General features: G+C 66.2%; 17 protein-coding genes. 8 read left to right on the top strand and 9 right to left on the bottom strand.

Going from position 1 to position 20,070, the window contains the following annotated elements; translation table 11 throughout:
• The first annotated feature begins 619 nt into the window (after positions 1-619).
• Positions 620-970, top strand: a complete 351-nt coding sequence (locus BoBH3_RS07900) for a hypothetical protein (protein ID WP_262330215.1) — start codon at positions 620-622, stop codon at positions 968-970.
• Between the two features lie 1,120 nt (positions 971-2,090).
• Here the strand turns inward: BoBH3_RS07900 and BoBH3_RS07895 are convergent.
• Positions 2,091-3,032 (bottom strand): GlxA family transcriptional regulator, encoded by a 942-nt coding sequence (locus BoBH3_RS07895; protein ID WP_262330214.1) that lies wholly within the window; start codon positions 3,030-3,032, stop codon positions 2,091-2,093.
• 93 nt (positions 3,033-3,125) lie between these two features.
• Between BoBH3_RS07895 and BoBH3_RS07890 the strand changes: the two genes are divergently transcribed.
• Positions 3,126-3,812, top strand: coding sequence for a DJ-1/PfpI family protein (locus BoBH3_RS07890; RefSeq protein ID WP_262330213.1), 687 nt, complete (start codon positions 3,126-3,128; stop codon positions 3,810-3,812).
• 184 nt (positions 3,813-3,996) lie between these two features.
• Here BoBH3_RS07890 and BoBH3_RS07885 read toward each other — a convergent pair whose 3' ends face one another.
• The 7 genes from BoBH3_RS07885 to BoBH3_RS07855 form a co-directional block, all read right to left on the bottom strand.
• Positions 3,997-5,199: an ABC transporter substrate-binding protein gene (locus BoBH3_RS07885; protein ID WP_262330212.1), complete on the bottom strand. Its 1,203-nt coding sequence runs from the start codon at positions 5,197-5,199 to the stop codon at positions 3,997-3,999.
• A gap of 317 nt (positions 5,200-5,516) precedes the next feature.
• On the bottom strand, positions 5,517-6,509 hold the full coding sequence (locus BoBH3_RS07880) for a branched-chain amino acid ABC transporter permease (protein WP_262330211.1): 993 nt from the start codon (positions 6,507-6,509) through the stop codon (positions 5,517-5,519).
• A gap of 9 nt (positions 6,510-6,518) precedes the next feature.
• Positions 6,519-7,406 (bottom strand): branched-chain amino acid ABC transporter permease, encoded by an 888-nt coding sequence (locus BoBH3_RS07875; protein WP_262330210.1) that lies wholly within the window; start codon positions 7,404-7,406, stop codon positions 6,519-6,521.
• 3 nt (positions 7,407-7,409) lie between these two features.
• Complete coding sequence (locus BoBH3_RS07870) at positions 7,410-8,147, bottom strand: ABC transporter ATP-binding protein (protein ID WP_262330209.1); 738 nt, start codon at positions 8,145-8,147, stop codon at positions 7,410-7,412.
• The gene (locus BoBH3_RS07865; protein ID WP_262330208.1) at positions 8,137-8,901 is read right to left on the bottom strand and encodes an ABC transporter ATP-binding protein; all 765 of its coding nucleotides are present in this window, start codon (positions 8,899-8,901) and stop codon (positions 8,137-8,139) included. The genes BoBH3_RS07870 and BoBH3_RS07865 overlap by 11 nt, the downstream gene beginning before the upstream one ends.
• A 119-nt stretch (positions 8,902-9,020) precedes the next feature.
• A complete protein-coding gene (locus BoBH3_RS07860) occupies positions 9,021-10,094 on the bottom strand; it encodes a Leu/Phe/Val dehydrogenase (RefSeq protein WP_262330207.1) in 1,074 nt (357 codons plus the stop codon).
• Positions 10,091-10,843, bottom strand: coding sequence for a DJ-1/PfpI family protein (locus tag BoBH3_RS07855; RefSeq protein WP_262330206.1), 753 nt, complete (start codon positions 10,841-10,843; stop codon positions 10,091-10,093). Before BoBH3_RS07855 ends, BoBH3_RS07860 begins: the two co-directional genes overlap by 4 nt.
• A 111-nt stretch (positions 10,844-10,954) precedes the next feature.
• On the opposite strand from BoBH3_RS07855, the gene BoBH3_RS07850 reads away from it, so the two are divergent.
• On the top strand, positions 10,955-11,965 hold the full coding sequence (locus BoBH3_RS07850; RefSeq protein WP_262330205.1) for a GlxA family transcriptional regulator: 1,011 nt from the start codon (positions 10,955-10,957) through the stop codon (positions 11,963-11,965).
• 194 nt (positions 11,966-12,159) lie between these two features.
• On the opposite strand, the gene BoBH3_RS07845 is transcribed toward BoBH3_RS07850, so the two are convergent.
• On the bottom strand, positions 12,160-13,080 hold the full coding sequence (locus BoBH3_RS07845) for a LysR substrate-binding domain-containing protein (protein ID WP_262330204.1): 921 nt from the start codon (positions 13,078-13,080) through the stop codon (positions 12,160-12,162).
• A 234-nt stretch (positions 13,081-13,314) separates the two neighbouring features.
• Here BoBH3_RS07845 and BoBH3_RS07840 point away from each other — a divergent pair, with 234 nt between their 5' ends.
• From BoBH3_RS07840 to BoBH3_RS07820, 5 genes are read left to right on the top strand one after another with little or no spacing between them, the layout of a single operon-like run.
• Positions 13,315-13,611, top strand: coding sequence for a (2Fe-2S)-binding protein (locus tag BoBH3_RS07840; RefSeq protein WP_262330203.1), 297 nt, complete (start codon positions 13,315-13,317; stop codon positions 13,609-13,611).
• Positions 13,608-15,014 carry an FAD-dependent oxidoreductase gene (locus BoBH3_RS07835; RefSeq protein WP_262330202.1) on the top strand — a complete coding sequence of 469 codons (1,407 nt, stop codon included), beginning with the start codon at positions 13,608-13,610 and terminating at the stop codon, positions 15,012-15,014. The genes BoBH3_RS07840 and BoBH3_RS07835 overlap by 4 nt, the downstream gene beginning before the upstream one ends.
• The gene (locus tag BoBH3_RS07830) at positions 15,011-16,141 is read left to right on the top strand and encodes an NAD(P)/FAD-dependent oxidoreductase (RefSeq protein ID WP_262330201.1); all 1,131 of its coding nucleotides are present in this window, start codon (positions 15,011-15,013) and stop codon (positions 16,139-16,141) included. Before BoBH3_RS07835 ends, BoBH3_RS07830 begins: the two co-directional genes overlap by 4 nt.
• A 29-nt stretch (positions 16,142-16,170) precedes the next feature.
• On the top strand, positions 16,171-18,216 hold the full coding sequence (locus BoBH3_RS07825) for a hydantoinase/oxoprolinase family protein (protein ID WP_262330200.1): 2,046 nt from the start codon (positions 16,171-16,173) through the stop codon (positions 18,214-18,216).
• Positions 18,217-18,226: 10 nt separating this feature from the next.
• Positions 18,227-19,990 carry a hydantoinase B/oxoprolinase family protein gene (locus BoBH3_RS07820; protein WP_262330199.1) on the top strand — a complete coding sequence of 588 codons (1,764 nt, stop codon included), beginning with the start codon at positions 18,227-18,229 and terminating at the stop codon, positions 19,988-19,990.
• Positions 19,991-20,070 lie beyond the last annotated feature (80 nt).

The raw sequence follows: 20,070 nt of genomic DNA, 5'->3' as shown, positions 1-20,070 counted from the left end.
GGGTCGCTCAAAGCCCCCGAGCCCAGCGGACCCGGCTTTGAGCAACCTAAGCGTACACACCAACGCAACTCCGCAACGCAACCGAGTCGGCAACTGGCTGCGGTGTGAAACGTTCCGGGGTAGGCGCGCTCGCTGCGTCTGCACCCCGCCGCGACGGAACCGCCCGACGCTCGTCGCGTTCAGGCTCGTCTCTGTCGAGGACCGATATGGCCCAAATTTTCACGATATGCCGATTGGGTAACGAGTGGGGCTTCCGCGATGTTACTGGTGCCGACTACAGCCGCTCCCCCGATCTCACGGTCGTTGTAGAAACGGCTGAGCGGTTGGCTCGGCGGACCGGAGGTCAGGTCCAGTTCACTGACGAGGCCGAACAATACTACCGCTTGATCACCGGTGCGCGGTCTGATGAGAGACCTCAAAAACCGCCACCTACCAAGGGCACGCTGGCAGGATTTTGGGCGCGCTTCCGGAGACGGAGAAAGTGAGCAACACCCATCAAATGATGGAGCGCCGGATTTACGGAGGGTCTAGAATCGTCAACTGATCAATCGCCGACTACCCGGCACAGGCGGTTAGCATCCTCGGTTCCCGCGTCGAACGCGGACGATCGGCAAAAATAGTGAAACCGACAGTCGAAGAGTACACGGTAGCATTACCGTGGTACGAGCGCGCTGATTTTCAGCGCTTGTGGGAGCTTGCCCACGATCATGATGAAATGCCGAGCGACTACGACGCTTGGCACAAGGCAGCACTGAGCGTCATAAATGCATGGCTGGCGCGAGGCCGCGCCCTGCAGATCGTGACCATCAAACCCGATGGGTTCCTCGCCTGGCTCGAAGCGCGAGGGCTTCCAAACACAGCGGCGACCCGACTCAAGTACGTCGAGGAGAAGGCGTCAGGCGCCGGCAGCGAGACAGGCGGGATTGGCATCGCATCCGATCGCCGAGTTCTGTCGCGTTTGGACACCTAACCTCCCGCAAGGAACGACGCGATCGAGGCGCCGTTGAATCGCAATCAGTGTGTTGCGTGAGGCGTTTGCATGGTCGCTCCAAGAATGCCGACCCAGCAGCCGGCAAGACGCTTTCCTCCAGTCAGACGGGGGCTCTATCGAGAGCTCTGCCAGGACGATGAAAGCAATCGCCACACGGTTATTGTCTGGCGCCATCTTCCAGGTACGCGAACCTCCTACACCCTCGAAGATGGGACCCCCCTGGATTACGAGGACGAGTGCTATTTCGCCATGCCCTCGGGGACGATGCTAACCGGTGCGAGGACTAGCCGAGATCCGCCTGTGCCGTTTCCACCGCTTTTCCGTCCGGGGGGCTCCGTCCTTGCCGGCCGTAAGGCGCGCCGAAATCGATCTTTGCGAGCGGGCTCGAAACCGACGCGCGCCTGCCAAGAGCGACGGCAGTGCAGAATAGCTACCCAAACCGATTATCTCAAATTTTGGAGCTAACCCAAGGAACTAAAATATTCCTGTCGAATTTTCTCCAACGCCAAACTGAGCTCGATGCCTGCGCCGGATAAAAATCAGACACTGGTGAGGTTGATGCTCGAAAATTACAACGCGCTTCTCGAAATAAGCGGCAATCCTTGGGTAAGAAGCAAGGCTCAAATCCTTCTTCCTCCATGCGATCGAGCGGTTGTACTCTGTTCATACACGCTCAGCACGTGCGGAAAATACTATGTTGGATTTGTCGAAGGCCGATTTGGATCGCTAATTAACGGCAGGCAGCCGCTTGCCATATCATGGCCTGGCGGCATCTTACGCTATGTCGCCGTTACGGCTTTCAGCGAGCGCTGGGTGTCCTTTCGAGTACTGCGTTCAGATTGGATTGAAGGCGACTAAATGGAAAAGGCAGGCTCAAACGAAAGGGCCCTGCCAGCCGGAGCTGACGGCGCCAAGGTAAGGTTTGACGTGATGCCGGCAGAGCCCATGCATCGACGCAAACCGTCTGCGACCTCGGTGGACTAATGGGCGGTCGCATTCATCCACTCGCCGTCACTTCTTTTCCACCGGCCGGGCTTGAGCGAAGAATGGCGCGCGCTTCGATGAGTTCCGGCGAGCGCTGCCCCCAACCGCCACGCGATCACTTCCACCCGCGGGCTGTCCTGCGCAGCGATTGCGGCGGCTGGCCGAAAGCCCGGACGAATGCGCGTCGCATGCGCTCCGCGTCGCCGAAGCCCGTCGTCTCGGCGACGCGCTCGATCAGATCGCCGGAGGACTGCACCCGTTCGCGCGCCACTTCCAGCCTCAGCCGTTCCACCGCTTTCGAGGGCGTGGAACCGGTCTCCGCCGTGAACGCCCTCGCGAAATGCCGCGCGCTCAGGCCCGCGCGATCGGCCAGAACCTCGACGGTGAGCGGCTTGTCGAGGTGCTCGCGCACCCAGGAGAGCAAGGGGCCGAACCGGCCGTCAGGCGCCTTGAATTCCAGAAGCGAGGAGAACTGCGATTGCCCGCCACTGCGCCGGTGATAGAGCACGAGCTGGCTCGCGACCTCCTTGGCGACGGTCTCGCCGTGATCTTCCGCGACGATGGCCAGCGCCAAGTCTATCCCCGCCGTGATCCCCGCCGATGTCCAGATATTGCCTTCCCGCAGAAAAATCCGGTCCGGATCGAGCCTGACCTGAGGGTAGCGCGACACGAAATCCTGTGTCCGGCACCAGTGCGTGGTGGCCTTGAGGCCATCGAGCAGGCCGGCGGCCGCGAGGACATAGGCACCGGAACAGACGCTCGCGATGCGAACGCCGCTCTGTGCCAGACGCCGCACGAAATTCAGCGTCCTGCGGCAGGCGATGACGGATTCGACGCCGAACCCGCCGGCAACGACCATGGTCGTGAGACCGTGGCTGGATCTCAGGCTCGAGGCGACGACCTCGACGCCGCACGAGGCCCGGACCGCGCCCGGCTGAACCGCGATCATCCTGACGCCAGGCGCGTTCGGGACATAACGTTTGGCGATCTCGAAGACCGAGGCCGGCCCGGATGCATCGAGCAGCTGGAAATCCGGGAAGATGAGAATGCCGATCACGGAAACGTCTGAAAACGAGGGATGTGCGACATTTGAGAGCAGATGCCATCATGGCATTGTCCGGCCGTCAAGCCGAACCCCGAAAGAGATTCCATGGCCACTCCGTTCAAGATCGGGTTGCTCGTCTTCCCGCGCATCACACAGCTCGACATGACAGGGCCGCTCCAGGTCTTCTCCAGCATGGCCGACACGGAGGTGTTCCTGGTCTGGAAGAGCCTGGAGCCGGTCCCGAGCGACACGGTCCTCACGATCGCGCCGACGGTCACCTTCGCGGACTGTCCGCAACTGGACGTGATCTGCGTCCCCGGCGGATACGGCACCGACGATCTGATGGCCGATGACGAGGTGCTGGACTTCCTGCGTCGGCAGGCCGAGGGCGCTCGCTTCGTCACCTCGGTCTGCACCGGCTCGCTCGTGCTCGGCGCGGCGGGCTTGCTCGACGGATACAGGGCATCGACCCACTGGAGCGCGCTCGAAATCCTGCCGCTGTTCCGGGCGACGACCTCGCGCGAGCGGGTCTGCATCGACCGGAACCGCATCACCGGAGGCGGAATCACGGCGGGAATAGACCTCGGCCTGACCGTCGTCGCCAACCTGGTCGATCGCCGGACCGCCGAGGCGATCCAACTGCGCATGGAATACAATCCGGCCCCGCCATTCAATGCGGGCTCGCCGGAAACGGCGCCGCCGGACGTCCTCGCTCTGCTCCAGAGCAGGATGCAGACCGCCCGGCAACATCGGCGCGCCCTGGCCGAGCGGGCCGCGGCACGATTGGGATAGGGAGCCTTCCCGGTCGCGGCGCGTTCCGCGCGGTCACGTGGTGCGGAACTCCGTGCTTCGGAAATCGGCCGCCGCCGGCACCTTGTAGGACGCAGCGAGTACCGGTCCGGGGGAAGGCGTCTCACCGAGCCAAGGCGGGTCGAGCAGCCCCGCGTTCCTCCGGAGCGCGGGGCTGCTCCGGTCGTCACTTCGGTCTGGCCACCACCAAAGGGCATTCGCTTTCGCTCAAGGGGCGATAGGCATCGGCGGGTTTCACCGTCTCCACGACCTTGTAATAGGCCCAGGGCCGATCGAGTTCGGCCGGCTTCTTCGCCTGGACGAGATAGAAGTCGTGAACGAGCTTGTTGTCGGCACGAAGCGTGGCGCCGGGCGCGTAGAAATCGTCGACCGGCGTGGCGCGCATCTTCGCGAGCACGGTGGCGGTATCGTCGGAGCCCGTGGCGGCGACAGCCTTGAGATAATGCAGGATCGCGGAATAGACGGCGGCCTGCGGCGCGGTGGGCATCGTCCCGCGCATCCCGAAGAAGCGCTTGGCAAAGGCGCGCGTGTCGTCGTTCAGATCCCAATACCAGGCGGTCATGGTCGTCAGCCCCTGAGCGATCTGTAGTCCCATGCTGTGGACGTCGGTCAGGAACATCAGGAGCGCGACTGGAGTCTGGCCGGCGGCGCCCATGCCGAACTCGTTCCACTGCTTCATGGCCGAGACGAGCTGCTCGCCGGCATTGGCGAACGCGACGACCTTGGCGCCCGAGGCCTGCGCCTGGAGCAGGAAGGATCCGTAGTCGGCGTTGCCGAGCGGATGGAAGACCGATCCCGCCGTCCTGCCGCCGGCCGAGGCCAGCATCGCCTGCGATTCCTGCACCATGTTCCGACCGAACGCATAGTCGGCCGCAATGAAGAACCACGGGTCGAGGCCTTGGGACTTCAGCTTCCGGATCGGCCCGGAGACGAGGTTGTAGTTGTCGTGCAGCCAGGCCAGCCCGGTCGGCGAACATTGCTTGCCGGTGATGTCGACCGTGCCGACGGCCGAATAGACCACCAGCTTGCCGCGTTCCTTGGCGATCGACTGCACCGCCAGGGCGACGGCCGAGTTGCCGACGTCGAAAACCGCGTCGACCGCCTCCGCATCGTACCAGCGCCTCACGATCTGCGCGCCGATATCGGGCTTGTTCTGGTGATCCGCCGTGACGAGCTCGACCTTGACGGACGGCGACAGCTTCTGGAAATCCTCGATCGCGAGCCGCGCCGCGGCGACCGAGCCGGGCCCCGCGAGGTCGGAAAGCGGACCGGCCTGATCGTTGATCACGCCGATCTTGACGGTGCCGCCGGCGACCTCGGCGACTGCGAGGTTGGCCGTCGTCAGCAGCGTTGCGAACGCGGCTGCCAACGGCAGGAGGGAGGCTCTGATCCGGCCGGTCCGGGCCGGCCTGCTACGGTCTTGATGCATCATGTGTCGTTCCCCTGTCGAACCGCTTGCTGCGGCTTCTGCGCTGAAGCTAATGCCGGGTGAAATGCAGCCACAACGGCTGATATCCCTCGTTTTCTGCCGCCTCTGATCCGGCGCTTTCGGAACGGGCGGCGAGTGCGTCCGCCCGCCTCGTTCGCATGCAGCCTTCGAGCCGGCGCGAGCCGGGCTCCGGGCCGCCGGTCCCCGGTTGCGCGAGGGCCCGGAACATCGAACGGGCCAGCCGGGGCGCGGCGGCCCTATAGGGGTCTCTTGCTCCATTTCGCGATGATGCCGACGATGCCCTCGCGGAAGGTCAGGACGCAGACGACGAAGATGACGCCCTGGACGACGAGGACCCATGATCCGAGGCTCGCGAGGAAGTTCTGCATCGAGACGATGACGAGCGCGCCGGCGATCGGGCCGAAGATGGTGCCGAGCCCGCCGACCAGCGTCATGAGCACGACCTCGCCGGACATCGACCAGTGGACGTCGGTGAGCGAGGCCAGCTGGAACACGATCGCCTTGGTGGCGCCGGCGAGGCCCGCGAGAGCGGCGGAGAGCACGAAGACGACGAGCTTGTAGCGGTTGGTGCGGTATCCGAGCGAGATCGCGCGGGGCTCGTTGTCCCGGATCGCCGTGCAGACCTGGCCGAAGGGCGAATGGATGATCCGGTAGATCAGCAGCAATCCACCCATGAAGATCGCGGCGACGAGCCAGTAGAGCGCCCTGTCGTCGGCGATATCGATCAAGCCGAAGAGACGGCCACGCGGCACCGCCTGGATGCCGTCCTCGCCGCCGGTGAAGCCCGGCGTCTGCAGCGAGAAGAAGAACGCCATCTGCGCCAGCGCCAGCGTGATCATGGCGAAATAGATGCCCTGGCGCCTGATCGCGAGCGCGCCGAAGACGAGCCCGATCAGCGTGGCGACCGCCGTGCCCGAGAGGATCGCCAGCTCCGGCGAGAGCCCCCAGAACTTGGCGGCATAGGCGCAGACATAGCTCGCCATGCCGAAATAGGCGGCTTGGCCGAAGGAGAGCAGGCCACCAAAGCCGAGCAGGAGGTTGAAGGCGAGCGCGAACAGCGCGAAGCACATCACCTTCATGACGAAGACCGGATAGGTGACGAAGGGCGCGATGACCAGCGCGACGGCGATGCCGATCATCAGGATGCGGTGCAGCCGCTCGGTGCCGTCGTCGATCTCGCGGACCGAGAGGCCAGCGGCGGGGGCGTCGGTGGAAGCGATGTCTGCCATCTCAGTTCCTCACGCGGCGCGGCCGAACAGGCCCGCAGGCCGCACCAGCAGCACAAGCACCATGATGATGAAGATCACCGTGGCGGATGCTTCCGGATAGAAAACCTTGGTGAGCCCCTCGATTAGGCCGAGCGAGAAGCCGGTGATGATGGCGCCCAGGATCGAGCCCATGCCGCCGATGACGACCACGGCGAAGACCACGATGATGAGGTCCGCGCCCATGTTCGGATTGACCGAATAGATCGGCGCGGCGAGCACGCCCGCGAAACCCGCCAGCGCCACGCCGAAGCCATAGGTCAGCGTCACCAGCAGCGGCACGTTGATGCCGAAGGCCTGGGTCAGGGTCGGGTTCTCGGTCGCGGCGCGCAGGTAAGCGCCGAGCTTGGTTTTCTCTATCAGGAACCAGGTCGCCAGGCAGACCGCGAGAGAGGCGACAACGACCCAGCCGCGATAATAGGGCAGGAACATAAAGCCGAGATTCTGGCCACCTCGAAGTTCCGGCGGGATCTGGTAGGGCAGCCCGGAGGAGCCATACTGGTTGCGGAACACGCCCTGGATGATCAGCGCCAGGCCGAACGTCAGCAGAAGCCCGTAAAGATGGTCGAAATGGGCGATGCGCTTGAGCAGCAAGCGTTCGATCGCGATGCCGGTCGCGCCCACCACCAGCGGCGCCAGCAGCAGCGCGGCCCAGTAGTTGATGCCGAGATAGTTCAGGCACATCCAGGCGACGAAGGCACCCATCATATATTGGGCGCCATGGCTGAAATTGATGATGTTGAGCAGCCCGAAGATCACCGCCAGCCCGAGGCTGAGGATCGCGTAGAACGAGCCGTTGATCAGGCCGAGCAGCAACTGTCCGAACAGGGCCTGCGCAGGGACACCTAGTATTTCGAACATCGCTCAGACCCCGAGATAGCCGTGCAGCTTGTCGATATTGGCGTCGAGCTGGTCATTGGGGATCATGTCGATGACCTTGCCCTGCTCGACGACATAGTGCCGGTCGGCGACGGTCGCGGCGAAGCGGAAGTTCTGCTCCACCAGGATGATCGTGTAGCCGTCCTGCTTGAGCTTGCGGATCGTTGCGCCGATCTGGTCGATGATGACCGGTGCGAGGCCTTCCGTCGGCTCGTCGAGCAGAAGAAAATGGGCGCCGGTGCGCAGGATGCGCCCGATCGCCAGCATTTGCTGCTCTCCGCCCGAGAGCTTCGTCCCTTGGCTCCGCAGGCGCTCCTTGATGTTGGGGAACAGCGTGAAAATCTGCTCCAGCGAGAGCCCGCCCGGCCTGACGCGCGGCGGCAGCATCAGGTTCTCCTCGACACTGAGCGAGGAATAGATGCCGCGCTCCTCCGGCACATAGCCGATGCCGAGCCGGGCGATCGCGCGCGAGGGCAGCCCGATCGTCTCGGTGCCCTCCAGTACGACCGAGCCCTTGCGCTTGCCGATGACGCCCATGATCGACTTCAGCGTCGTCGTCTTGCCTGCGCCGTTGCGGCCGAGCAGTGTCACGACCTCGCCGGAGGCGACATCCAGGTCGATGCCGTGCAGCACGTGGCTCTCGCCGTACCAGGCCTCGAGCCCACGCACCTGCAGCAGGGGCGCGGCGGTTTGGGCCGAAACGCGAGCGGCCTCAGTGAGCATGGCCGACTCCCGAGCCGATATAGGCCTCGATCACGCGCGGATCCTTCGAGACGGTGGCGTAGTCCCCCTCGGCCAGCACCTGCCCACGCGCCAGCACCGTGATGCGGTCCGACAGCGAGGCGACGACCGAGAGATTGTGCTCGACCATCAGGATGGTGCGGTTGTGCGAGACCTTGCGGATCAGCGCCTCGATGCGCTCGACATCCTCCCGCCCCATGCCCGCCATGGGCTCGTCCAGAAGCAGCATCTCCGGGTCCAGCGCCAGCGTCGTCGCGATCTCGAGCGCGCGCTTGCGGCCATAGGAAAGTTCGGCCGCCGGCAGCTCCGCGAAGGCAGAAAGGCCGACGGCCTCGACCAGCCGCAGTGCCTCCTCGTCGAGCGGCTTCAGCACGTCCTCGGAGCGCCAGAAATCGAACGAGTCGCCGCGCTTGCGCTGCAGCGCGATCCGGACATTGGTCTTGACGCTGAGCTGCGGGAACACCGCCGAAATCTGGAACGAGCGCACCAGCCCCTGGCGGGCGATCTCAGCCGGCCTGTCCCGGGTGATGTCGCGGCCGTTGTAGACGATCGAGCCCTTCGTCGGGGTCAGGAACTTGGTCAGCAGATTGAAGCAGGTCGTCTTGCCCGCCCCATTCGGACCGATCAAGGCATGAATGGAGCCCCGCCGAACCGCGAGATCGACGCCGTTCACCGCGGTGAAACCGCCAAACGCTTTCGTCAGCCCCGTGACCGCGAGAACCGTGTCGGCTTCCATGTGCGATGTCCTTCCTCTGCGGGCTCGACGGTGCCGAACGACTAACTCATCGCGATCGACCGGTTGGCGCCCGCCACGCGGGCGGCCGGGCCGGCACGCACGGCGGTATCGGCGGATTTTCAACCCGACATGCGGTGCATCGGCTTAGGCGTGGCGTCGGCTGCTGCGATCAGGTCGCGTGCCATCGCATCGGCGATATGCGACGGCGGCCGTCCCGTCGCGGCCGCGCGGTCCAGCACGGCTTCCAGGCGCTCGGGAATACGTCGCACCTGCTCCAGGACCTCGTGCTGGTCGCGTCCGAGATATTCCGCCGCCACATTGATGATGCCGCCGGCATTCGCGACATAGTCCGGCGCATACAGGATGCCCCTGTCGTGCAGGCGCTGGTCGTCTGCCTGAGTGGCGAGCTGATTGTTCGCCGCGCCGACGACGGATGACGCTCTGATCTCGGGCACGGTCAGGTGATTGAGGCCGCCGCCGAGGGCGCATGGGGCGAAGAGGTCGACGTCGCTGCGATGAATCTCGTCCACCGGGGCCACCTCGGCCGGCAGATCGGCGAGCAGGCGCTGGATAGCTCGATCCTGGACATCGGCCACGACCAGTCTTGCGCCGCCCTCATGCAGCCTTCGGCACAGATCGGCTCCGACATGACCGAGCCCCTGCACGGCCACCCGGCTGCCCGCCAGCGCGATGCCGCGCCGGGACAGCACATGCTGGATGCTCAGGAAGACGCCGAGCGCCGTCCAGGGCGACGGGTCGCCGCCCGCGGAGGTTCCCAGCACCGGCAGCCCGAAGACGAACGGCGTCACGGACCGCACGATCTGCATGTCGCCGGGGCTGGTCCCGACATCCTCGGCGGCCAGATAATCGCCGCCGAGCTCGTTGAGGAACGATCCGAAGGATCGAAAGAGGGCCTCCCGGTCGAAGGGGCCCCGCGGACGGGCGATGACGGATTTGCCTCCGCCCAGAGGCAGGCCCGCCATCGCATTCTTGTAGCTCATGCCACGCGCGAGTCGCCGGGCGTCGGCGAGCATTTCGCCGGCATCACCGTAGTGCCAAAATCGGCACCCTCCAGTCGCGGGTCCCAGCACGGAGGAATCGACGACGATTACGCCGGAAAGGTCGCAGGCGCTATCCTGCACCTGGATGATGCGCTGGCCGTCTTCCTCGAATGCGCGGACCTGCCGGGTCATCGCGAGGCCCTGGTGGGCACCGCGGCGCTTTCCGAGGCTGCGTCATCCGGGCCGAACCCGCCATTGCGTAGCCGGGCCGCCGCCCGCTCGCTCGATCGCAGTCTTTCCGCGAGCATCGGAGCCGCCGCGGAGCGGACCTCGGCCAGCAGCGCGGCCGGCGCATTCCGCTCGTTGATGTCGAAAGGCGGCTTCGGATCGTATTCCAGCATCAGTTGCAGGCGCTTGGCCAGGTCCTCGCCGCACAGCTCGGCCGCTACGCGGAAGGCGAAGTCGATGCCGGCCGTGACGCCGCCGCCGGATATGCGGTTGCGATCGACGACGATGCGCTCGTCCACGGGGATGGCGCCCAGTACGGAGAGCTGGTCGCGGGACAGCCAGTGACAGGCGGAACGATATCCCTCCAGCAGGCCCGCCCCGGCGAGGATGAAGCAGCCGGCGCAGACCGACGTGACGTAGCGCGCGCTGGCGCCGGACCGGGCGATGAAGCCCATCACCTCCGCATCGTCCATCAGCGCCATTTGCCCCGGCCCGCCGCCGACGCAGAGAACGTCGAGCTGCGGGCAGTCCTCGAAGGCGGTCGTCGGCATCAGCGTCAGGCCGACATCGCTGGTAATCGGCTCGATCCGCTTCCAGAGGAGGTGGATGCGCGCGTGCGGCAGGCGCGCCAGGACTTCGAAGGGCCCGGTTACGTCCAGCTGCGTCATGCCGGGAAAGAACAGAAATCCGATCTGAAGCTCTGCGGTGCTCAAGGAGACCTCCATCTCAAGCGAGGCCTCATCTTTGGGCATGACAGCCCGTGACTAAAACGACATTCTACCCTCCTTTTCTGCCAGTTTCGGCAACGGTGCATGGAGGACGCCTTGTCTCCGCGTCACGTCGTCTTCGTGGTCTTTCCCGATGCGCTGCTGCTGGACCTGTCCGGCCCCCTCGCCGCCTTCGAGCTGTCCTGCGAGACCGCGGACCGCGAGAGCGCCCCGTACCGTCTCAGCGTGGCATCGACGGCCGGAGGGCTCGTCAGAATGTCCTCGGGCATCGAGCTGATGACCCGGCCTATCGAGGAGATGACCGAGGTCGACACCGTGGTCGTCGTCGGTGGAACAGGCGTTCATCGAGCGGCCGGCGAGCCGCAACTCGTGGGCTGGCTGTCGGATAATGCCGGCGCCATTCGCCGCCTCTGCTCCGTCTGCACGGGCAGCTTTGTTCTGGCGGCCGCCGGGCTGCTAAGCCGGCGGAGGGCCGTGACGCACTGGGGATCCTGCAAGCTGCTGCAGGATCGTTATCCGGACGTCTCGGTCTCCCCGGATGCGATCTATGAGCGCGACGGGCCGATCTGGACCTCCGCCGGCGTCACCGCCGGCATCGACCTCGCCCTCGCGCTGATCGAGGAGGATCGTGGGCATGCCGAGGCGATCCGTGTCGCCAAACGCCTGGTCGTCTTCCTCAAGCGAGCCGGCGGCCAGACGCAGTTCAGCGTTCCACTCGCCCTGCAGGAAGCGGATGACGGCGATTTCGACGATCTTCATCGCTGGATGCAGGACCATCTCGGCGATGATCTCAGGGTCGATGTCCTCGCCTCACGGGTCGCGATGAGTCCGAGAACCTTCGCCCGTTCCTACTTCGCCCGCACCGGCAGGACACCGGCCAAGGTCGTCGAGGAGTTGCGGCTGGAAGGCGCGCGCCGTGCGCTGGAGGACACGCGCCAGAGCATCAAGGAGATCGCGACCCGGTGCGGTTTCCTGGACGAAGAAAGGATGCGCAGGGCGTTCCGGCGCCGGCTTGGTGTCAATCCCCAGGACTACAGGGACAAGTTCGGAAGGAGAGATCCGAAGGATCGAATCTCGCAGGCTGAAGCGGTCGCGCTATCGCGCTGACGAAGAGCCGGCTGTTTCACGGCGACTGACGCGCGTGCGGTCGTGTCATGATCAGAAACATCGCAGGGCTGGATGCCTTCGGGGATGAAGCCGGCGATCAGAGCGCCCGCTGCGGTCAGCGGCAGCGCATAGTGCCGGACGGCCATGTCACCGCGGAAGCAGGCGACGGCGAGCAGGCATTGTCGCCCCTCTGCTCAACGCCAGCTTGCTGCGAGGTCGTCGATAAAGCGGGTGGCCATTGATTTTGCCTCGCTGGCGAATTCCGAGATGAGTTGAGGGTTTCTGGCGTCGCGCCCGAAGCAAACCAGAAAGTCCAGCGGAATGGTCGGCTCGAATGGCCTGACGACAACCTGTTTCTCTACGCCGGCAACGAAGAGAGGATGCACGAGCGATACGCCGAGGCCGGCGGCGACGAAATGGCACAGCGTGGAATTCGAATCGGCTGTCAGGACGATGTTGGCGCGGACATCGAACGTATCGAACATCGTCGAGACCTTCTGTCCCGTATAGGTCTCGGTGTTGAAGGCGACGAAGGGAACGCCGTTCAGGTCGTCGGGCCGGATGACGCTGCGCTCGGCGAGCGGGTGCCCGATCGGCATGATGCAGAGCAGCGGATGCTCGAACAGCGGCTCGGTGACGATGAAGGGGTTCTCGACGCGCGCGGTTACGATGCCGATGTCGAGCACGCGCGTCAGCACGTATTCCGGTATCCACTGGGAGCTCGGTGACTTGATCCAGCAATAGACGTTCGGGTTGCGCTTGAGAAAACTCATCGTCGTCCGCTGGATATAGGCGCCGCCGAGAGCGGGAATGACACCCACGACGAGGCGCCCCTGGTCCTCGCGCTTGATCAGCCCGATCGCGCTCTCGACCTGGCGTACGCCGACGAAGATGCGTGCCACCTCCTCATGGAGCCTGAGGCCTTGCGCCGTCGGGATCAGCCGGCCCTTGTAACGGTCGAAGAGCTTGAGCCCGTTGTCTTTTTCAAGCTGCATCAGGAGCTTGCTCGCCGCCGGCTGGGAAATGTAGATCGCCTCGGCCGCGCGGCTGACGGTGCCATGCTCGATCAGGGCCTTGAAGATTTCGATCTGTCTCAGATTGAGCGCGCGAGGCATGCTATAACTCTAGGAATAGAGTGCGGGATTTTTTCTATTGGACATAATACTATGCCGGTCCCTACCGTCGTCAACACGGAGGGAACGACATGCATTGCTCAAGGCCGACGCTTTTCGAGGCGCTGTGGCTGGAACGGGAGAACACTCTCGCCGCCCGCTTCCGCGCTGGACCATCGGCCCCGGCAGCCGGCCGCTGAGAGCGGTTCCGCGTCGAGATTTCCGGAAGGCAAGCCCATGTTCAGGACGCTGGATCAGGAGACCGGGGAGACGCTGACGGTCCATGTCGACGGACGTCCCGTCGCTGCAATCGCGGACGAAAGCGTCGCGGCCTTGCTCCTGCGGCAGGCTGCGCCGTGGTGCCGGACGACGCCGGTATCGGGCGCGTTGCGCGCTCCCTATTGCATGATGGGCGTGTGCTTCGATTGCCTCGCCGTGGTCGATGGCGTGCCGTCGGTCCAGACCTGCCTCACGCCGGTGCGCGAGGGCATGCGGATCGAGCGGCAGCAGGGCCGGCCGGACGTGACGCCATGAGCCGGCATGTCGACCTCCTGATCGTCGGAGCCGGTCCTGCCGGCATGTCGGCGGCCATCGTGGCCAAGCGGCACGGCCTGCGGGTCCTCGTCGTCGACGAGCAGCCGTCGCCCGGCGGGCAGATCTGGCGGAACATCGAGAATCTCGCCGGAACCCCGCGGGCCGGCCTGCTCGGCAAGGCCTATGGCGAGGGCGCCGCGGTGGTCGGCCGGTTTCGGGCGAGCGGTGCCGATTACGAGCCCGGCACGCAGCTGTGGCATGTCGAGGCGGGAGCGGGAGCCCGCGCCTTCCTGCGACGCGATGGTGCGGCGAGCTCCGTCCGGGCCGGTTGCGTGTTGCTGGCGACGGGCGCGCAGGAGCGCCCCGCGCCGTTCCCGGGCTGGACGCTGCCGGGCGTCATGACGGTCGGCGCGGCCCAGATCGTCCTGAAGTCTTCCGGCCAGATCCCGAGCGGACCGGTCTGGATCGCCGGTTGCGGCCCGCTGCCGCTCCTCTATGCGATGCAATTGCTGCAGGCGGGCGGAATGGTCGCCGGTTTCCTGGACACGACGCCGCCCGGACGAAGCCGCGAGGTCATCGCGGCGTTGCCCGCAGCCTTGCTCGGAGCGCCCGGCGATCTCCTGAAGGGCCTGAGCTGGATCGCGCGGCTGCGGCGGCACGTTCCCTATATCCGGCATGTCGCGGCGATCGAGGCGACCGGCGAGGGAGGGCTCGAGAACATCCGCTACGTCACGGCCGATGGCCGGGATGCGACCGTCGAGGCGCGCCTCCTTCTCGTCCATGAGGGCCTGGTACCGACGATCCATCCGACCCTTGCGCTCGGCTGCCGCCATGTCTGGAACACCGACCAGGACAGCTTCGCACCGGCGCTCGACGGCTGGGGGGAGACATCGGAGCAAAACGTCTTCGTGGCGGGGGACGGTGCAGGCATCGGCGGCGCCAGGGCGGCCTGCCTGCGCGGCGAGCTCGCGGCTCTGAGGATCGCTGCCAAGGCCGGCCGGCTGTCCGAGGCCGAAGCAGAAGCCCTTGCGCTGCCGGTCCGCTCCCGGCTGGCGCGGGCATTGTCTCCGCGGCGGTTCCTCGATCGCTACTACCGCCCGCGGCCGGCCGTGTTCATCCCGCCGGACCAGACGATCGCCTGCCGCTGCGAGGAGGTCCGCGTCGCGGCGATCCGGGAGCAAATCGGCGCGAGCCGTCCCGGCCCGAACCAGGTCAAGGCGTTCACGCGCGCCGGCATGGGCCCCTGCCAGGGGCGCCAGTGCGGCTACACCGTCGCCCATGTCCTTGCCGCGGCCGAGGGGCGCAGCGTGCCGGATGTCGGGCTCTACCGGGTCCGTCCGCCGCTGAAGCCCGTCACATTGGGCGAGCTCGCCGCACTCGACACGATGGATGCCCTGTCATGAATGGCGAGGCCATCGACACGCTCGTCGTCGGCGGCGGGCTACACGGTCTGTCGGCGGCACTGCAGCTCGCCCGTGGCGGGCGCCGCGTCACGATCCTCGAAAAATCCTGGGTCGGGCGCCATGCCTCGGGCGCGACGGCGGCGGGGGTCCGGACGCTCAACCGCGATCCCGCCGAGATCCCGATCGCCCTCGAAGCGATGGAGATGTGGCATGGCATCGAGGCGATCGTCGGGGATGGCTGCGGCTTCCAGGCCCATGGCCAGCTCAATATCGCCGAGCATGCGCATCATTTGCCCAAGCTCGAAAGCCGCCTCGCCCGGATGCGGGAGGCCGGATACGCGCATGAGGAGCTGATCGACCGGGCCGAACTGCTGAGGCTCGTGCCGGCGATCTCACCGCATTGCGTCGGGGCCTTGATCGCCCGACGCGACGGCGCAGCGGACCCGCATCGGACCTTGCAGGCGTTCCGGCGCAGCGCGGAGGCGGCCGGCGTAACGATCCGCGAGGGCGTCGGCGTCGACGCGATCGAGCCGGCCGGGAGCGATTGGCGCTTGCGCACTGAGGCCGGGGAATTCATCGCGCCGACGGTGATCAATGCCGCCGGCGCCTGGGCGGGCAAGATCGCCGCGATGCTGGGCGACGACATCCCGTTGGGGCTCAAGGCTTCGATGATGATCGTCACCGAGCGCATCGCTCCGCTGCTCAAGCCCGTGATCAGCGTGGCCGGGCGTCCGCTCTCGTTCAAGCAATCCGACCAGGGAACGCTCGTCATCGGCGGCGGCCTTCAGGGCCGGGCGGATATCGAAGCGCAGAAGAGCTTCGTCGACTTCCAGGAATTGTCGAAGGGCGCGCGGGCCGCGACGGATCTGTTCCCGTCTATCAGGTCTCTCAGGATCGTCCGGAGCTGGGCCGGCATCGAAGCGACGACGAAGGATCACCTGCCGGTGATCTGTGCCTCGCCGAACGCCAAGGGCGCGTTTCACTGCTTCGGCTTCTCGGGGCACGGCTTCCAGCTCGTGCCGGTGGTCGGCGCGATCATGGCCGATCTCGTGATCCAGGGCGGCACGCAACGATCGATCGAAGGCTTCGGCGCCACGCGGCTGATGTGGCAGTGCGCGGCGGCGTGACGCCGGACAACAAAAGGAGCGAACGCGACATGTATCGGATCGGCGTGGACGTGGGCGGGACATTCACCGACTTCGTCATGGTCAGTACGCAGGGCGGCCCGACCGCCTTCCACAAGGTGCCCTCGACGCCGGACGATCCGTCGCGGGCGATCGCGTCGGGCATCGTCGAGATGCTCGCGCTCAATGCTGTCTCGCCCGAGGAGGTCGGCTATGTCGGCCACGGCACGACGGTCGCCACCAACATGGTGATCGAGCGGCGCGGCGTTCCGACCGGGTTCCTGACCACGAAGGGGTTCCGGGACGTGCTGGCGATCGGGCGCCAGACCAGGCCGTCATTGTTCGACTGGTCGGTGCGCAAACCCGAGGAACTGGTCGAGCGCCATCGCCGGGTCGAGGTCGAGGAGCGCCTGGACAAGACGGGAGCGCCCTTGGCGACCCTGGACCTTGCGGCGGTGGAGAAACTTGTCGTCCAGCTGCGCGACAGCGGCGTCAAGGCCGTAGCGATCGGCTTCCTGCATTCCTATCGCAATCCCGAGCATGAGCGGGCGGTGCGCGACCTGATCAAGCGCGTCGCGCCGGATCTCTATGTCAGCGTTTCCTCAGAGGTCGTCGCCGAATTCCGCGAATACGAACGCTTCTCGACGACGGTGCTCAACGCCTATGTCGGTCCGCATACCCAGAAATACCTGCACCGGTTGCGCGAGAAGATCGCGGCCTCCGGCATCAGGGTCGAGCCGCTGACCTTCCATTCCAATGGCGGCCTGCTGCCGGTGCAGACCGTCGAGGAACTGCCGGTGCTGACCTGCCTGTCCGGGCCGGCGGCCGGGGTGATCGGCTCGGCCCGGATCGGAGCCGAGATCGGCGAGAGCGAGATCATCACCTTCGATGTCGGCGGCACCAGCACCGACGTCTCGCTGATCACCGGCGGGCGGGCGCAATTCACCTCCAGCCGCCTGGTCGCGGGCCATCCGGTTCGAATGCCGATGGTCGACATCCATGTCATCGGTGCCGGCGGCGGCAGCATCGCGCGACTCGACGACGCCGGTGCGCTCAAGGTCGGCCCGACCAGCGCCGGTGCCATGCCGGGGCCGATTTCCTACCTGCGCGGCGGCACCGAGGTCACGCTGACCGACGCTAATATCGTGCTCGGCCGGCTGAACCCCGTCGCCCTGCTGGAAGGGCGGATGAAGGTCGATCGCGGCCTGGCCTATGCGGCGATCCGCAGCCAGATCGCCGACCCGCTCGGCATCTCGGTCGAGGATGCCGCCCATGGCATCGTCAGCATCGCCACCGCCAATATGAGCCGGGCGATCCGCTCGGTCTCGATCGAGCACGGGCATGATCTTGCCGGTTTCTCGCTCTTCGCCTTCGGCGGTGCCGGGCCTTTGCATGCCGCAGATGTCGCGGAGGAGTGCGGCCTCAACAAGATCGTCGTGCCGCAGGAGCCGGGCACGCTCTGCGCGCGCGGCGTCCTGCTGTCGGATCTCAGCCGCGACTACGTCCGCACCGCCCTGATCCGCGTAAGCGGCGAAAGCTGGGCGCAGGTCGTCGCTCTCGGTGCCGAACTGTCGGCGGCGGGCCGTGCCTGGCTCGAAACCGAAGCGCTGCCGGACGCCGGCAAGGCGCTGCATTTCACCCTCGACGCGCGCTATCGCGGCCAGAGCCACTACATCCCGGTTCCCTTCGACGATCTGGCCGAGGGCTCGCTCGACACCTTCATGCAGCGTTTCCACCGCGCCCATGCCGACCAGTTCGGCTACAGCCTGGAGGGTCGCGACATCGAGGTCGTCAATGTCCGGCTCAAGGCTGTCTGCCATGTCACGAAGGGCGAGACGGTCGTCCCCGCACGGGGCGCTTCGCTGGACACGGCCCAAATCGAGAGGCGCCAGGTTTATCTCGGCCCCGATCGCGGCTGGGTCGCGACGCCGATTTACCGGCGCGCGCTCCTGCCGGCCGGCGAAGCGTTCGCGGGGCCAGCGATCGTCGAGGAGATGAGCGGCACCACCGTCATCCTCCCTGGCCAGACCGCCGAGATCGACGGTTTCGGTAATATCCATATCGCGCTGCAGCGTTGAGGACCTGACCATGACGATGCCGAACAGAACGACGGGATCGATCGCCGGTTTCGACGCGATCGCGATGGAAGTCTTCGCCAACCGCCTGCTCTCGATCACCGAGACCATGGCGATCAACATGATGCGCTCGTCCTTCTCGGCGCAGATCAAGGAGCGCCGCGACTTCTCGGTCGGGCTGTTCGACGGCAAGGGCCGGCTGGTCGCGCAGGGCACGCATATCCCCATCCATCTCGGCTCGCTGATGGGCGTGGTCGAAGGGTTGCTCAAGCGCTATCCGCGCGCGGAGATCCGCCCCGGCGACGCCTTCATCTCCAACGACCCCTACGCTGCCGGCGGCACCCATCTGCCCGACATTTCGGTCGCGACCCCGGTGTTCCAGGGCGAGGACCTGATCGCCTTCGTCGTCAATATCGGCCACCACACCGATGTCGGCGGCGCCGTTCCGGGCTCGACCTCGCCAACCGCACGCTCGATCTTCGAGGAGGGCCTGCGCATCCCGGTGATGCGGGTCTGCCGCGACGGCAAGGTCGACGAGGATCTTCTGAACCTGATCGCGCTGAACTCGCGCCTGCCGGAAGAGCGCGTGCTCGACCTGCGCGTCCAGATCGCCACCAACGAGCGCGGCTCCGGTGCTGCGCTGGAGCTGGTGCGCCGCATGGGCGCCGACGGTTTCAAGGCGCGCATCCGCGACCTGCTCGACTACACCAAGCGGCGGCTGGACCTGCGCATCGCCGGGCTGGCGGAAGGTGCTTCCAGCCGCTTCACCGCCTGGCTCGACGATGACGGATTGCCGGATGGCGAGATGGTGCCGCTTTGCGCTGCCGTCAGCGTCGAGGGCGGCAAGCTCGTGATCGATTTCACCGGGAGCGGGCCGGAGGCGCGCGGCGCGATCAACATCGCCGAGAACGCGCTCAGGGCCACGGCCTATTACTGCGTCAAGGCGCTGCTCGATCCCGAGCTCATGGCGAATTCCGGCATGATGGATTCGATCGTGCTGCGGGCGCCGGAAGGCACCATCGTCAATCCGCGCTCGCCTGCGCCGGTGGGCTCGCGCACCATCGCCTGCCAGCGTCTGGCGGGGGCGATCTTCGGCGCCTTCCAGCCGCTGGTCGATCCGGGCACGCGGATCGCCTCGGCCTATGACGTGCTGCCTTCCTTCGGCTTCTCCGGCCACCGCCCCGAGAACGGCAGCTTCTATATCTGCGGCGAGACGGTCGGCGGCGGCGGGGGCGCGCGCTGCGACGGCGACGGCATGGACGGCATCCATGTCCATGTCACCAATTCGCTCAATCTCCCGACCGAGGCGATGGAGAACGAATTCCCGCTGCATGTCGAGGAATACACGCTGGTGCGGGATTCCGCCGGCTGCGGCCGCTGGCGTGGCGGCATGGGCATCGCCCGCACAGTGCGGGCACTGCACGACAGGACCAATCTCGAAGCGCGCTCGGATCGGCACAAGGCCGGCGCGCCCGGCGCGGAGGGCGGCGGGACCGGCGGCGTGGGCTACGTCACCCGCAACCCTGGAACCGGCCGCGAGCAGGCCTTGCCCTCGAAGGTCGCCCAGCTCCTCATCGATGCCGGCGAGACGGTCCGTATCGCGACGCCTGGCGGCGGTGGCTTCGGCAATCCCGCCGAGCGACCGGTCGCGCTGATCGCAGGCGATCTGCTCAACGACATCATCACCGAAGACTATGCCCGCGCCGGCTATGGCGACAGGCTGGTCGACGAGGCGCTGACGCTGCTTCGCGAGGGGCGGAGGCGCTCGGCAGCCTAGCCGGTCGCCGCGATAAACCTCGCAGCGGTCCTGGGCTTCGGCCGAACCCCACGAGACCCACCCGTTCATGCCGCGGCTCA

The organism is Allobosea sp. BH3, assembly GCF_025499465.1.
Classification (GTDB): Bacteria; Pseudomonadota; Alphaproteobacteria; order Rhizobiales; family Beijerinckiaceae; genus Allobosea.
This window is presented reverse-complemented; position numbering and strand designations above follow the sequence as displayed.

Coding starts and splice junctions, on each gene's coding strand:
- BoBH3_RS07840 (WP_262330203.1), top strand. CDS start 13,315: ATGTTCAGGACGCTGGATCAGGAGACCGGGGAGACGCTGACGGTCCAT.
- BoBH3_RS07820 (WP_262330199.1), top strand. CDS start 18,227: ATGACGATGCCGAACAGAACGACGGGATCGATCGCCGGTTTCGACGCG.
- BoBH3_RS07830 (WP_262330201.1), top strand. CDS start 15,011: ATGAATGGCGAGGCCATCGACACGCTCGTCGTCGGCGGCGGGCTACAC.
- BoBH3_RS07870 (WP_262330209.1), bottom strand. CDS start 8,147: ATGCTCACTGAGGCCGCTCGCGTTTCGGCCCAAACCGCCGCGCCCCTG.
- BoBH3_RS07860 (WP_262330207.1), bottom strand. CDS start 10,094: ATGACCCGGCAGGTCCGCGCATTCGAGGAAGACGGCCAGCGCATCATC.
- BoBH3_RS07865 (WP_262330208.1), bottom strand. CDS start 8,901: ATGGAAGCCGACACGGTTCTCGCGGTCACGGGGCTGACGAAAGCGTTT.
- BoBH3_RS07835 (WP_262330202.1), top strand. CDS start 13,608: ATGAGCCGGCATGTCGACCTCCTGATCGTCGGAGCCGGTCCTGCCGGC.
- BoBH3_RS07845 (WP_262330204.1), bottom strand. CDS start 13,080: ATGCCTCGCGCGCTCAATCTGAGACAGATCGAAATCTTCAAGGCCCTG.
- BoBH3_RS07875 (WP_262330210.1), bottom strand. CDS start 7,406: ATGTTCGAAATACTAGGTGTCCCTGCGCAGGCCCTGTTCGGACAGTTG.
- BoBH3_RS07825 (WP_262330200.1), top strand. CDS start 16,171: ATGTATCGGATCGGCGTGGACGTGGGCGGGACATTCACCGACTTCGTC.
- BoBH3_RS07880 (WP_262330211.1), bottom strand. CDS start 6,509: ATGGCAGACATCGCTTCCACCGACGCCCCCGCCGCTGGCCTCTCGGTC.
- BoBH3_RS07890 (WP_262330213.1), top strand. CDS start 3,126: ATGGCCACTCCGTTCAAGATCGGGTTGCTCGTCTTCCCGCGCATCACA.